This window comes from Pseudomonas sp. HMSC076A11 (genome assembly GCF_001810205.1).
Classification (GTDB): Bacteria; Pseudomonadota; Gammaproteobacteria; order Pseudomonadales; family Pseudomonadaceae; genus Pseudomonas; species Pseudomonas aeruginosa.
This window is the reverse complement of record NZ_KV800312.1, coordinates 89,737-101,823: the sequence shown is the minus strand read 5'-3', so window position 1 is coordinate 101,823 and position 12,087 is coordinate 89,737. Positions and strand designations below refer to the sequence as shown.

The following is a 12,087-nucleotide window of genomic DNA, read 5'->3' as shown; positions in this document are numbered from 1 at the left end:
GTCCCTCGCCTGTCGGGGTTGTGCCTGGTTCAGGCGGCGCTGGCGACACCCGTCGGGCGCCGCGAGAACAGGCTGACCAGGACGAAGCTGAGCAGGCCGACCGCCAGGCTGTAGTAGATCGGCGTATTGGCGTCGAGGCCGTCCTTGATCATGAACACCAGCACGGTAAGGAAGCCCAGGGTCATGCTGGTGATGGCGCCGGCGGTGGTGGCGCGCTTCCAGTAGATCGCGCCGATCAGCGGGATCAGCATGCCGCCTACCAGCAGGTTGTAGGCCACGGTCAGGGCGCTGATCACGTCGCTGACCACCAGGGCGATGCCGAGCACTACCAGGCCCAGCAGCAGGGTCGCGATGCGGTTCTCGTGCACGTCGCCGTTGTCGGACTGGCCGCGGCCGCGGCGCAGGCGCGGCAGCAGGTCCTGGGTGACGGTGGTGGACGCCGCCAGCAGGCCGGCGCTGGCGGTGGACATCAGCGCCGCCAGGGCGGCGGCGATGACCAGGCCGCGGATGCCGTTCGGCAGGCTGTGCTCGACCACACTGGCGAAGGCGTTGTTGACGTTCTCCAGGTCCGGCAGCAGGACCTTGGCGGCCATCCCGATCAGCGCCCCGGCCATGCCGTAGAGCACGCAGTAGATCCCGGCGGCGGAGCCGGCGACCTTGGCCACGGTCTCGCTGCGGGCGGTGAACACCCGCTGCCAGATGTCCTGGCCGATGAAGATGCCGAAGAAGTAGATCAGGAAGTAGGTGACGATGGTGTCCCAGCCGATCGCGGTGAAGTCGAAGTAGCTGGCCGGCAGCTTGGCTACCAGGGCGTCCCAGCCGCCGGCGTCGTTGATCGACAGCGGCATCAGCAGGAACACCAGGCCGACGGTCATGATCAGGAACTGCACGATGTCGGTCAGGGTCAGCGACCACATGCCGCCGATGGTGGAGTAGAGCACCACGACGCCGCCGCCGATCAGGATCGAGACCCAGAACGGCAGGCCGAACAGGACCTGCATGACGGTGCCGATGGCGATGGTCGAGGTGGCGCCGATCATCAGTGCGTAGACCAGCATGATCAGGGCGCTGGCGTGGCGCGCGGCGGGGTTGTAGCGACGCTCCAGGACCTGGGTGACGGTGTAGATCTTCAGCTTCAGCAGCGGCTTGGCCAGGAACAGGCTGAGGCCGACGATGCCGAGGCCGATCGCGCCGCACAGCCAGAAGCCGGAGATGCCATGGACGTAGCCCAGGCGCACGGTGCCGATGGTGGAGGCGCCGCCGAGGACGGTGGCGGCCATGGTTCCCAGGTAGAAGCCGGGGCCGAGGTTGCGGCCGGCCACCAGGTAGTCGTCGCGGGTCTTGGCGCGGCGCATGCCGTACCAGCCCAGCGCGATCATGCCCGCGGCGTAGATCAGAACGACGAATATGTCGAGGGCCATATCAGGTCTCCCAAGTTTCTCATTGTCATTGTTGTATCCGGCGAGGCGCCGGAAGCGCGGGACGCTGGCGTCCCGCCGTGTGTGTACCCCACCTCAGGCGGTGGCTATCGCCGGTGCCCTCCGCGTGCCGTGCGCGCGCACCCAGCGCGGTCCTCGCGGGCCATAGACGCAAGGCGGTTCCGGGAACAGGCGCAGCAGTGCCAGGTAGAGCAGGGCGGCCAGGCCGAGGGCGACCGGCAGGCTGAGGTCGATGCCGCCGGCCAGTTCGCCGAGCGGACCGACGAATTGCCCCGGCAGGTTGACGAAGGCCAGGCCGGCTGCCGCGCTGGGAATCCAGGCACCCATTCCGCGCCAGTTCCAGCCGTGCTCGAACCAGTAGGCGCCGCCGCGCTGGCCGCGGGTGAACACCTGCAGGTCGTCCGGGCGGTAGAAGCCGCGACGGGTCAGCAGGCCGATCAGCATGATCACCATCCACGGGGTGGTGCAGGTGACGATCAGCACGGCGAAGGTAGAGACGCTCTGCACCAGGTTGAAGGCGAAGCGGCCGACGAAGATGAAGCCGATCGAGGCGACCCCGATCAGCACCGTGGCCTGCACCCGCGAGAGCAGGCGCGGGAACACGCTGGACATGTCCAGCCCGGTGCCGTACAGCGAAGTGGTGCCGGTGGACATGCCGCCGATCACCGCGATCAGGCATACCGGCAGGAAGAACCAGCCGGGAGCGATGGCCAGCAGGCCGCCGACGTAGTTGTTGGCAGCGATGTAGTCCGGCGCGCGGACGGCGACGATGGTCGCGGTGGCGAGGCCGAACAGGAAGGGAACCAGGGTCGCCAGCTGCGCGCCGATCACCGCTAGCATGATCCGTGCCTGCGAGGTCTGGCGCGGGATGTAGCGGGCCCAGTCGCCCAGGAAGGCGCCGAAGGAGATCGGGTTGCTCATGGCCAGCAGGGTGGCGCCGATGAAGGCGGCCCAGAAGCCCGGCTGGCCGAGTTGCACGCTGCCGGCGTAGGCGGCGTCGAAGGGGCCGGCGAAGGCGAACAGGCCGAGCAGGAACAGCAGGCTGGCGGCCCACACGGCGATCCTGTTGACCAGCAGCATGAAGCGGAAGCCGTAGATGCATACGGTCAGCACCAGCACGGCGAACAGGCCGTAGGCCAGGCCCAGGTTCAGTTCGCTCTCTTCCAGGCCGACCAGGCGCCGGGCGCCGCCGACCAGGGCATCGCCGGAACTCCACACCGAGAGCGAGAAGAAGGCGATGGCGGTCAGCAGCGAGAGGAAGGAGCCGACGATGCGCCCGTGCACGCCGAAGTGCGCGCCGGAGGAGACCGCGTTGTTGGTGCCGTTGAGCGGGCCGAACAGGCCCATCGGGGCGAGGATCAGCGCGCCCAGCGTGACGCCCAGCAGGATCGCCCACAGTCCGGCCTGGAAGGACAGCCCGAAGAGCACCGGAAAGCTGCCGAGCACGGCGGTGGCGAAGGTATTGGCGCCGCCGAAGATCATGCGGAACAGATCGACCGGCGTGGCGTTGCGTTCGTGGTCGGGAATCTGTTCGACCCCGAAGGTTTCGATGCGTGTGATTGCGTGTTGGTTATTGTTGTTATCCATGACGTTCTCCCGGGAGAGCTAGCTAGTCGATGGCAGGTACTCCGGCATCGCCGACAAGTGCTCATGGCAGGCCAGCCAACGGCCTTCTTGTTGTTCTAGGCGGAACAGGATGGTTTCCCGTTCCCGGTTCAGGCTTTCCGTTCCCTGGAGGCGCAGCCGGGTGGCGACATCGTGGCTGAAGATCGCCAGGTCGCCTTGCAGGCTGACGCAGGTATTGCTGGATTCGCACGCCAGCACTTCGAAGCCGTCCTCGCGTCGCCAGCGCTCCCACAACTTGCGGTAGGCCGCGCGCGAGCGCAGCGGCTGAGGCCAGTTGTGGAAGATGAAGCTGGCGTCCTCGCTGAAGGCGGCGAAATAGGCCTCGGCATCGTTGCGGGCGAAGGCCGCCACCAGTCGGCGGGCGGCCTCCAGCACCTGTTCGACGCGGTCGTCGGTCATGGTCGCGCTACGGCTCAGCGACGCACCACGCCCGGGAGGACGCAGAGCATTTCATAGAGCAGGTTGGCGCCCAGCAACGAAGTGTTGCCGGTGGTGTCGTAGGGCGGCGAGACTTCGACCAGGTCGCAGCCGATCAGGTCCAGGCCCTGGCAGCCGCGGATGATTTCCATCGCCTGGATGGTGGTCAGGCCGCCGATTTCCGGGGTGCCGGTGCCGGGCGCCCAGGCCGGGTCGATGCCGTCGATGTCGAAGCTCAGGTAGACGGGGCCGCCGCCGACCTTCTCGCGGACCTCGGCCATCAGCGGCTCCAGCGACTTGTGCCAGCACTCCTCGGCCTGCACCACGCGGAAGCCCTGCTTGCGGCTCCAGTTGAAGTCCTCGGCGGTGTAGCCCTGGGCGCGCAGGCCGATCTGCACAACACGGTCGCAATCCAGCAGGTCTTCTTCCACCGCGCGGCGGAAGGTGGTGCCGTGGGCGATCTTCTCGCCGAACATGTGGTCGTTGACGTCGGCGTGGGCGTCGACGTGGACCAGGCCGACCTTGCCGTGCTTCTTCTTGATCGCGCGGAGGATCGGCAGGGTGATGGTGTGGTCGCCGCCGAGGGTCAGCGGGAGGATGCCGTGACCGAGGATGCGGTCGTATTCCTGCTCGATGATGCGCACGGCTTCCAGCAGGTTGAAGGTGTTGATCGCGACGTCGCCGATGTCCGCCACGTTCAGCGAGTCGAAGGGGGCGGCGCCGGTAGCCATGTTGTAGGGACGGATCATCACCGATTCGGCGCGGATCTCGCGGGGGCCGAAGCGGGTACCGGAGCGCAGGGAGGTGCCGATGTCGAGGGGCACGCCGACGAAGGCGGCATCGAGGGCGTCGAGTTCGGCGGGGGACTGGACATGGGGCAGGCGCATCATGGTGGCGATGCCGCCGAAGCGGGGCATTTCATTGCCGCCCAGGGGCTGGTGGAGATTCTTGTCCACGGGGTGGCCTCACGGTCGTTGTGGTTGTTTTAGGGGTCGGACGGATTCTCTTCACAGCCGGTAGCGAGTCAAATCGCTGGCTACAAATAATCAGTTCAGAGATTTCTAAACTAACGGCGAAGCGGCTAGACTTCGCCGCCGAGCCCGGACGGCGGCCTTTGCCTCGGCCTGCTGTCCGAAATCCTCGCCCGCAAACCGGAGTCGCCGTGTCCAACGCCTTGCCCGACCTGCGCCTGTTGCGCATCTTCGCCGCGGTGGTGCGCCACCAGGGCTTCGCCGCCGCCCAGCAGGAGTTGAACCTGTCGACCTCGGCGATCAGCACCTACATGAGCCAACTGGAGAACCAGCTCGGCATCGTGCTCTGCCACCGTGGCCGCGGTGGCTTCAGCCTGACCAGCAAGGGCGAGCTGTTCCACCAGGAAACCTTGCGCATCCTCGGCGAACTGGAAGGCTTCGAACGCTACGCGCTGGCGTTGAAGGGCGAGCTGCGCGGCACCCTGAACCTCGGCGTGCTCGATTCCACGGTGAGCGACCCGGCGCTGCCGCTGGCCGAGGTGATCGGCGCCTTCAGCCGCGAACACCCGGCGGTTCACCTGCACCTGCTGGTGCAGAGCCCCTACGAACTGCAACTGAGCGTGCTGGAGAACCGCCAGGACCTGGCTATCGGCGCCTTTTCCAGTCGCATGAACGGACTGGTCTACCAGCCGCTGTACCGCGAACAGCACTGGCTGTACTGCAGCGACCGGCATCCGCTGTTCGACGGGCGGAGAATTCCCGCCGATCTGATCACCCAGCAACGCATGGTCGGCCGCGGCTACTGGAGCCAGGCCGAGCTGGCCCGGCACGGATTCAAGCACAGCGCGGGAACGGTGGAGAGCATGGAGGCGCAACTGATCCTGATCCTTTCCGGCGGCTACATCGGTTACCTGCCGGAGCACTACGCTCACCCGTGGGTCGAGCAGGGGCGCCTGCGCGCCCTGCTGCCGGCGACCTTCGGCTACCAGGCGCCATTCTCCCTGATCCTCCGTCGCGGCCGCTCGCGCGAGCCGCTGATCCAGGCCTTCCGCGACCAGTTGCGGACGCAGATGAGCCTGGCCTGAGCCCTAGAGATCGGCGTTGAGGGTGCGCGAGAACTGCTGCACCGCTTCTACCACCTTGTGCGTGCTCTCGCGGATGCCGAGGATCGCCGCGCCGGCCTCGTTGGCCAGCTCCACGCCGCGCCGCGCCTGTTCCTGGCTGTGCTGCATGTCGTCGATGACGCTGCGGGTGCCGGTCTGGATGCGACCGATCATGTCGGCGATCTCCTTGGTCGACTTGCTGGTGCGTTCCGCCAGTTGCCGCACCTCGTCGGCCACCACGGCGAAGCCGCGACCCTGGTCGCCGGCGCGGGCGGCCTCGATGGCGGCATTGAGGGCGAGCAGGTTGGTCTGCTCGGCGATCTCGCGGATGGTGTTGACGATCGAGGTGATCTGTTGCGAGTGCTGTGACAGTTCGCCGATGTTCAGCGAGGAAGCATCCAGGGTATTCGCGATCTTGAGCATTTCCTCCACCGCGCTCTGGATGATCAGCGCGCCGTGTTCGGCGACCGTGCGGGTCTCGGTGGACAGGGTATGGGCCTGGTGGGCGTTGTCCGCCTCGGCCTGGTAGCGGCGCATGCGGTCGCTGACATCGCTGGCGAACTTGACCACCTTGTAGAGCTTGCCGTCGGCGTCGTAGACCGGGTTGTAGCTGGCTTCCAGCCAGACCGGCTGGCCGTTGCGGTGGACCCGGCGGAACTGCCCGGTGACGTACTCGCCGCGGTTCAGGCGGCGCCAGAGGTCGGCGTACTGCGGGCCGTCGCGGTAGCCCGGTTCGCAGAACTGACGGTGGTTGGCGCTGGCCAGCTCGGCTCGGCCATAGCCCATGGTGGCGAGGAAGTTGTCGTTGGCCGCGAGGACATTGCCGTCGAGGTCGAACTCGATCATCGCCATCGAGCGGGACAGGGCATCCAGCTTGCTCTGCATCTCGTGTTCCTGGTGGACGATGGCATCGATGTCGCTGGCGTACTTGACCACCTTCAGCAGTCGACCCTGCCCGTCGCGTACGGGGTTGTAGGTGGCTTCCAGCCAGAGTGGCCGGCCCTCGCGGGTAATGCGCTTGCAGCGGCCGGAAAAGTGTTCGCCGCGCCGCAGGCGTTCCCAGAAGCGCCGGTAGTCTTCCGATTGCGCGTAGGCGCCGTCGCAAAGCTGGCGATGCGGTTTGCCGAGGATCTCGTCGCGGCGGTAGCCCAGCAGGGTCAGGAAATTCTCATTGGCATCGGTGATATTGCCGTCCGGATCGAACTCCACGCGCGCCATGGAGCGGTCCAGGGCCGCCATGTGCAGGCGCTCGGCGGCGAGTTGCTGTTGCAAGTCGGCGTTCATCTGTCGGTACTTGCGAGTGAACATGAGAAAAATCCTTGGATAGAGAGAGGGGCTCATCCCTGTCTTCGGCGCCGATGGGCGGGAGTTGAGAGGGTGGGACGATTGTATTTTTTCATCGAACGACAAAAATTCGTCGTTATTCTTAATGGGTGAAACAAATTACCGTCATTCGTCGGAAATATGACGTTTTTGCGAGTGAGAGGAAGCCCCTCCGCCTGTGGCACACTGGGCCCCTTCCAGGAGTCGTCCCATGCCACGTATCCGCTGCGAGCGTTGCGCTCGCCCCGCCAGCCATTGCCTCTGCGCGCTGATTCCCTCCTTGCCGTCGCGTACGCGGGTGCTGGTCCTGCAGCACCCCAGCGAGGTCGGGCACGCGTTGAATACCGCAGGATTGGCCGTCCTCGGCTTGTGCAATGCGGAGCTGCGGATTGGCGAGCTTTTCGCCGAGGAGACCTGGCGGGTACCGGGCTACCGGGCCTGCCTGCTGTTTCCCGGCGAGCAGGCGCGTGCGCTGGCAGAGATGGCCGCCGAGGCCGCCGGCGAGCCCCTCCTGCTGGTGGTGCCGGACGGCACCTGGCGCAAGGCGCGCAAGCTCCTGCACCTGAACCCGGCCCTGGCGGCCCTGCCGCGGGTGAGCCTGGCCGAAGGCATGGCGTCGCGTTATCGCCTGCGCAAGGCGCCGGGAGAGGGCGCGCTGTCGACCATCGAAGCAATCGCTGCGGCGCTCGACGAACTGGAGGCGCCGCGTACCCACGAAGCCTTGCTGAAACCCTTTGATGCCCTGATCGAGGGGCAGATCGCGGCGATGGGCGAGGACACCTATCGGCGCAACCATCTCAGCCAGGAGCGCCGCCGCCGATAGCGGTCGAGCAGTTCCGGGATTGCCGTTTCGCGCCAGAACTCCGGGCTGACCATGCCGCTGGACATGCCGCCGTGGGCGTGGCGCGCGAGGTAGATCAAGGCATCGTATTCCAGCGGATGGCCGCTGAGGCGCTCGAAGGTCTCGCCGAGCAGGTGTTCCAGGGCCGCTGCGGAAGCCGGCCAGGACGCGTCCGCCAGTTGCCCGGCCATTTCCTGCCAGAGGTAGGGGTCGCCACGGCCGCCCCAGCGCGAGGGTTCCTGTTCGAAGAGTTCGGAGATGCGCGGTCTGGCCATGTCGGTCGGTCGTGTCTGTCGGAAACGAAAAGTATGCCCGATTGGCAGGGCCGCATGGGCGGAGTAGACTGCCGCGGTCTTTCCTTCCGTACGAGGTGTTCGTCCGATGCGCAATTGATGCTGCCGTGTCCGCACGGCCGGTTTTCCGTCCCTGGCCCGAGGGCCCGGGGGAATGCATGGCATCAAGGGGGTATCCATGACGAATACGTCGACCCTGACGCTCGATGGCGTCTCTTTCCAGCTGCCGGACGGCAGCCTTCTGTTTTCCGATCTCGACGAAACCTTCGACACCCGGCACACCGGGCTGGTGGGACGCAACGGCGTCGGCAAGTCGCTGCTCGCGCGCCTGCTCGCCGGACACTTGCAGCCGTCCAGCGGCAGCGTCCGGCGCCAGGGGCGCGTGCGCTACCTGGCGCAGCAGCTCGAACCGGCCGACTACCCGACCGTCGCCGATCTGGCCGGCGTCCGCCCATGGCTGGAGGCGCTGGCGCGGATCGAGGCGGGTAGCCTCGACGCCGCCGACTACGAATGCCTGGGCGAGCGCTGGGACATCCGCCAACGCCTGGCCGACGCCCTGGCCGCCGAGGGGCTCGGCCATCTCCGCGCGGACACCCCGAGCGAACGCCTGAGCGGCGGCGAATGCATGCGCGTAGCGCTGCTCGGCGCATTCCTCGACGACGCCGACTTTCTCATCCTCGACGAACCGAGCAACCCTCTCGACGGGCCGGCACGCGCTTTGCTGCGGGCGCGCCTGGCGGCATGGGACGGTGGCCTGCTGCTGGTCAGCCATGACCGCGAACTGCTGGAGGGCATGCAGCGGATCGTCGAGCTGTCGACCCTCGGCCTGCGCAGCTATGGCGGCGGCTATTCCTTCTACGCGCAGAGCCGGGAGGAGGCGCGCGAGGCCGCCGAACGTCGCCTGGACCAGCGTCGTCTGGAGCGCAAGCGGCAGACCCTGGCCATGCGCGAACAGCAGCAGCGCCAGGAGCGGCGCCAGGCCAGCGGCCGGCGCGAAGGCAAGACGGCGAACCAGGCGAAGATCCTGCTCGGTGGGTTCAGGGAACGTAGCGAGGTCAGCGCCGGCAAGCTGCGCAACGCCCACCAGGCGGAGCGCGAGCGTCTCGACCGCGAGGTGCGCGAGGCTGCCCGGGAGGTCGAGGAGGCGTCGCCGCTGCTGCTCGATTCGCCCGATGCCGAACTGGCGGCACAGCGCCGGATCGTCGAGTTGAAGGGCGCGGTCCTGCCGCATCTGCGCGGGCCGTTGCGCGAAATCGACCTGCTCCTGAGCGGTCCGCGACGGCTGGCACTGGTCGGCCCGAACGGCAGCGGCAAGTCGACCCTGCTGCGGCTGCTGGCCGGGCAACGGGCGCCGCTGGCGGGAACCTGCGCGGTGACGGTGGGCGCCGCCTATCTCGACCAGCGGCTGAGCGTGCTGGACCACGGGCGAGGCGTGCTGGAGCAGTTGCTGGAGGTCAATCGCAGTCGCGGCGAAAGCTGGCTGCGCACGCGCCTGGCGCAACTCGGCTTGCCGGCTGAACGGCTCGCCCAGCCGTGCGCGACGCTGAGCGGCGGCGAACGCCTGAAGGCGGCCCTGGCCCTGGTGCTCTACGCCGACCGGCCGGCGCAGCTGCTACTGCTCGACGAACCGGACAACCACCTCGACCTGGCTGCGCGGCAGGCCCTGGAAAGCATGCTCGGGCAGTACCGTGGGGCCTTGCTGGTGGTGTCCCACGACCCGGTGTTTCTCCGCCACCTGGCGCTGGACGGCGAACTGCGGGCTACTGCCGCGGGTTGGCGCCTGGAGGACCGATGAGCTGGCCATCCGCCGCGACCTGCAGGAGGCTGACTCCGCCGTGGCTGAAACCGATGGCGAGGAGTTTGTCGCTGACTGCCAGGCACAGCGGTATGGCGTCTGCCGTGCGGTAGCGCCAGCGACATTCGCCGCTGGCGAGGTCGCGTACCTCGACCTGACCATCGACCAGCGCCAGTGCGATCCATTGTCCGCCGGGCAACGGCGCGAAGGCGCTGACCTGGGCGGACAGGGTCGCGCCCCAGAGCGTGCCGCGGCTCTCCAGGTCGTAGCAGGTCAGGCGCTGGGTACCGTAGGCGTGATGCGGCGAGTTGTAGACCTTGGCGTTGAGCAGCAGGCGATTGCCCAGCAGGCAGCCGTGCAGGTTGTTGAAGTGCTCCGGGTGGCGCTCCAGGCGTAGCACTTCGCAGGTCTTGAAGGTCTGCGGGTCGAGGCGGAACAGGCCCTTGTCCTGGTGCTGCTCCGGCGGATTGCCGGCCAGGTAGAAGAAGGCTTCGCCACGGTCGATGCGCAGATGGTGGTTGAACAGGTCGTAGTGTCCGAGACGGCGCCTGTGGATGATCCGGCCGGCCGGGTCGAGCACGAGGTCTTCCAGGTCTTTGCCCTCGAGGGCGATCTGGCGGGCGAGAAAACCGCCTTGGGCGGATTGCGCCAGCAGATGGCGGCAGTCGCTCAGGAGCAGCGGTTGTCCCGGTGTCAGCGGCACCTTGAACAGTCGCTGGGCGGCATACCCGAGTTGCAGATTGACCAGCAGGCTGTCGTCCGTGGCGTTATGGAAGACCTGCAGGCACTGGCCCCGTTCGGCCAGTTCGAAGCTGCGCAGGCTGTCGTCGGCCAGATTCCAGAGCTCGAGCCGGGGGTTGGCGCGGGCGATGGCCAGGCGTTGTCCGTCGAGAAAGCACAGGTCCCACACCGGTGGACGATGCAGGAACCGCCGATCTTTGCCCAGGGCGAGGTTTTCCAGGATCGGCAGCGCTGCTTCGCGTTGTGTCGAGGCAGGGTAGAGGGCCCAGTCGAAGGGCAGGCGGGTGCCGGGCAGGTCGTCCAGCACCAGTGGGGCGTCGACCGGAAAGGCTAGCGAATGGCGCTGGCGGAACAACGGTCGGTCCTCCAGGTCGTCGCTGGGGGCGACGGTGAAGGTCAGGCGCCGGCCGTCGTCCTCGAAGTCGCAGGCGAGCACTTCGCGGTTGTCGGCGAGCAGCGATTGGGTCTTGCCGCTCGCGTAGTCCCAGGCCAGCAGACCGCCTTCGAAGAAGGCGCCGCCGTCGTAGCGTCCGCCGCCGATCACCAGTACGGGCCGGCTCGGGTGCCAGGCGATGGCGTTGAGCGGAAAGCCCAGGTCCGGCAGGACGGCGATGCATTCGAGGTCGCCGCCGCGGTACAGGCGCAGGCTCTGTTCGTAGACGTCGAGCTGTCGGCCCGGGTGTTGCCCATGAAAGGCGCTGGCCACCGCAAGGAGCGCGCCGCCGGGAGCCTGGAACACGGCGTAGGGCTCGCCGATGTCGGCGAAGGCGCAAGCGGGCAGCCTGCGGCCGGAAGGAAGCGGGGAGTTGGGCATGGGCGATACCGGGAAAAAGAGTCGGGCGCAGTGTCGTTCATTCGTCGTTTCGGGAAAAGCATGGGAAGAGCGGCTGTTCCGACCGGTCGTTTTCTTCTAGGATGGCGCTCCCTTCCTCCCTCGTCGCCGCCGCTGTGCACCGTCCATGCGTTGATTCGCGCCACGGGCATCCAGGCGACGAACCTCAGCGTGGCGCCCGGCCTGGCGGTCGCGGCTGCCTTTCGTTCTACCTGGAATCTTTCGGATAAAGGAATCCAGCATGCACATTCGCAAGCGCGTCGACGCCGACAACACGGCATTGGTCGACCTGTGGGAACGTTCCGTCCGCGCGACCCACGACTTTCTCAGTGAAGCGGACATCGTCGAGCTTTACCCACAGGTCCGCGACCTGTACCTGCCGGCCGTCGAGGTCTGGGTGCTGGTCGACGACGACGGCGTGGCCCAGGGCTTCATCGGCCTGAACCAGGCGCATGTCGAGATGCTCTTCGTCGAACCCGGGCTGCGCGGCCGGGGTATCGGCCGACGCCTGCTCGATCATGCGCGGGCGACCTGGCCGCGCCTGAGCGTCGATGTCAACGAGCAGAACCCGCAGGCCTGCGGCTTCTATCGACACTATGGGTTCCGCCAGACCGGCCGCTCCGCGACCGACTCGGCGGGGCGGCCGTTCCCGCTGCTGCACATGAGCCTGTAGGAGGACGCGGCACCTCGCCCTGTGGAGCGAGGT

11 protein-coding genes are annotated in these 12,087 nt (G+C 67.3%); 4 read left to right on the top strand and 7 right to left on the bottom strand.

Annotated features, from left to right (window positions below):
* Positions 1 to 29: 29 nt before the first annotated feature.
* The 4 genes from HMPREF2716_RS18235 to speB form a co-directional block, all read right to left on the bottom strand.
* The gene (locus HMPREF2716_RS18235) at positions 30 to 1,421 is read right to left on the bottom strand and encodes a sodium:solute symporter family protein (RefSeq protein WP_003100479.1); all 1,392 of its coding nucleotides are present in this window, start codon (positions 1,419 to 1,421) and stop codon (positions 30 to 32) included.
* A gap of 93 nt (positions 1,422 to 1,514) precedes the next feature.
* Positions 1,515 to 3,026, bottom strand: coding sequence for a purine-cytosine permease family protein (locus HMPREF2716_RS18230; protein WP_003112429.1), 1,512 nt, complete (start codon positions 3,024 to 3,026; stop codon positions 1,515 to 1,517).
* An 18-nt stretch (positions 3,027 to 3,044) separates the two neighbouring features.
* Positions 3,045 to 3,464: a YybH family protein gene (locus HMPREF2716_RS18225; protein WP_003112430.1), complete on the bottom strand. Its 420-nt coding sequence runs from the start codon at positions 3,462 to 3,464 to the stop codon at positions 3,045 to 3,047.
* A gap of 14 nt (positions 3,465 to 3,478) precedes the next feature.
* The gene (gene speB / locus HMPREF2716_RS18220; RefSeq protein ID WP_003082966.1) at positions 3,479 to 4,438 is read right to left on the bottom strand and encodes an agmatinase; all 960 of its coding nucleotides are present in this window, start codon (positions 4,436 to 4,438) and stop codon (positions 3,479 to 3,481) included.
* Positions 4,439 to 4,644: 206 nt separating this feature from the next.
* Here speB and HMPREF2716_RS18215 point away from each other — a divergent pair, with 206 nt between their 5' ends.
* Positions 4,645 to 5,538: a LysR family transcriptional regulator gene (locus HMPREF2716_RS18215; protein ID WP_003082969.1), complete on the top strand. Its 894-nt coding sequence runs from the start codon at positions 4,645 to 4,647 to the stop codon at positions 5,536 to 5,538.
* Positions 5,539 to 5,541: 3 nt separating this feature from the next.
* Here HMPREF2716_RS18215 and bdlA read toward each other — a convergent pair whose 3' ends face one another.
* Positions 5,542 to 6,795, bottom strand: coding sequence for a biofilm dispersion protein BdlA (bdlA, locus tag HMPREF2716_RS18210; RefSeq protein ID WP_003082971.1), 1,254 nt, complete (start codon positions 6,793 to 6,795; stop codon positions 5,542 to 5,544).
* A gap of 295 nt (positions 6,796 to 7,090) precedes the next feature.
* Between bdlA and HMPREF2716_RS18205 the strand changes: the two genes are divergently transcribed.
* Positions 7,091 to 7,702 carry a tRNA-uridine aminocarboxypropyltransferase gene (locus tag HMPREF2716_RS18205; protein WP_034001220.1) on the top strand — a complete coding sequence of 204 codons (612 nt, stop codon included), beginning with the start codon at positions 7,091 to 7,093 and terminating at the stop codon, positions 7,700 to 7,702.
* Here HMPREF2716_RS18205 and HMPREF2716_RS18200 read toward each other — a convergent pair.
* Positions 7,660 to 7,995 carry a hypothetical protein gene (locus HMPREF2716_RS18200; RefSeq protein WP_003100463.1) on the bottom strand — a complete coding sequence of 112 codons (336 nt, stop codon included), beginning with the start codon at positions 7,993 to 7,995 and terminating at the stop codon, positions 7,660 to 7,662. The genes HMPREF2716_RS18205 and HMPREF2716_RS18200 overlap by 43 nt on opposite strands.
* Positions 7,996 to 8,191: 196 nt before the next feature.
* Here HMPREF2716_RS18200 and HMPREF2716_RS18195 point away from each other — a divergent pair, with 196 nt between their 5' ends.
* Entirely contained in the window at positions 8,192 to 9,808 is a 1,617-nt protein-coding gene (locus HMPREF2716_RS18195; protein WP_073650823.1) for an ATP-binding cassette domain-containing protein, read from the top strand.
* Here HMPREF2716_RS18195 and HMPREF2716_RS18190 read toward each other — a convergent pair.
* Positions 9,774 to 11,363, bottom strand: a complete 1,590-nt coding sequence (locus tag HMPREF2716_RS18190) for a hypothetical protein (protein ID WP_010793983.1) — start codon at positions 11,361 to 11,363, stop codon at positions 9,774 to 9,776. The genes HMPREF2716_RS18195 and HMPREF2716_RS18190 overlap by 35 nt on opposite strands.
* Positions 11,364 to 11,622: 259 nt before the next feature.
* On the opposite strand from HMPREF2716_RS18190, the gene HMPREF2716_RS18185 reads away from it, so the two are divergent.
* Positions 11,623 to 12,054 (top strand): acetyltransferase, encoded by a 432-nt coding sequence (locus HMPREF2716_RS18185; protein ID WP_003082981.1) that lies wholly within the window; start codon positions 11,623 to 11,625, stop codon positions 12,052 to 12,054.
* Positions 12,055 to 12,087 lie beyond the last annotated feature (33 nt).

Coding starts and splice junctions, on each gene's coding strand:
- bdlA (WP_003082971.1), bottom strand. CDS start 6,795: ATGGCGGCCCTGGACCGCTCCATGGCGCGCGTGGAGTTCGATCCGGAC.
- HMPREF2716_RS18190 (WP_010793983.1), bottom strand. CDS start 11,363: ATGCCCAACTCCCCGCTTCCTTCCGGCCGCAGGCTGCCCGCTTGCGCC.
- HMPREF2716_RS18195 (WP_073650823.1), top strand. CDS start 8,192: ATGACGAATACGTCGACCCTGACGCTCGATGGCGTCTCTTTCCAGCTG.
- HMPREF2716_RS18235 (WP_003100479.1), bottom strand. CDS start 1,421: ATGGCCCTCGACATATTCGTCGTTCTGATCTACGCCGCGGGCATGATC.
- HMPREF2716_RS18230 (WP_003112429.1), bottom strand. CDS start 3,026: ATGGATAACAACAATAACCAACACGCAATCACACGCATCGAAACCTTC.
- HMPREF2716_RS18225 (WP_003112430.1), bottom strand. CDS start 3,464: ATGACCGACGACCGCGTCGAACAGGTGCTGGAGGCCGCCCGCCGACTG.
- HMPREF2716_RS18185 (WP_003082981.1), top strand. CDS start 11,623: ATGCACATTCGCAAGCGCGTCGACGCCGACAACACGGCATTGGTCGAC.
- HMPREF2716_RS18205 (WP_034001220.1), top strand. CDS start 7,091: ATGCCACGTATCCGCTGCGAGCGTTGCGCTCGCCCCGCCAGCCATTGC.
- HMPREF2716_RS18200 (WP_003100463.1), bottom strand. CDS start 7,995: ATGGCCAGACCGCGCATCTCCGAACTCTTCGAACAGGAACCCTCGCGC.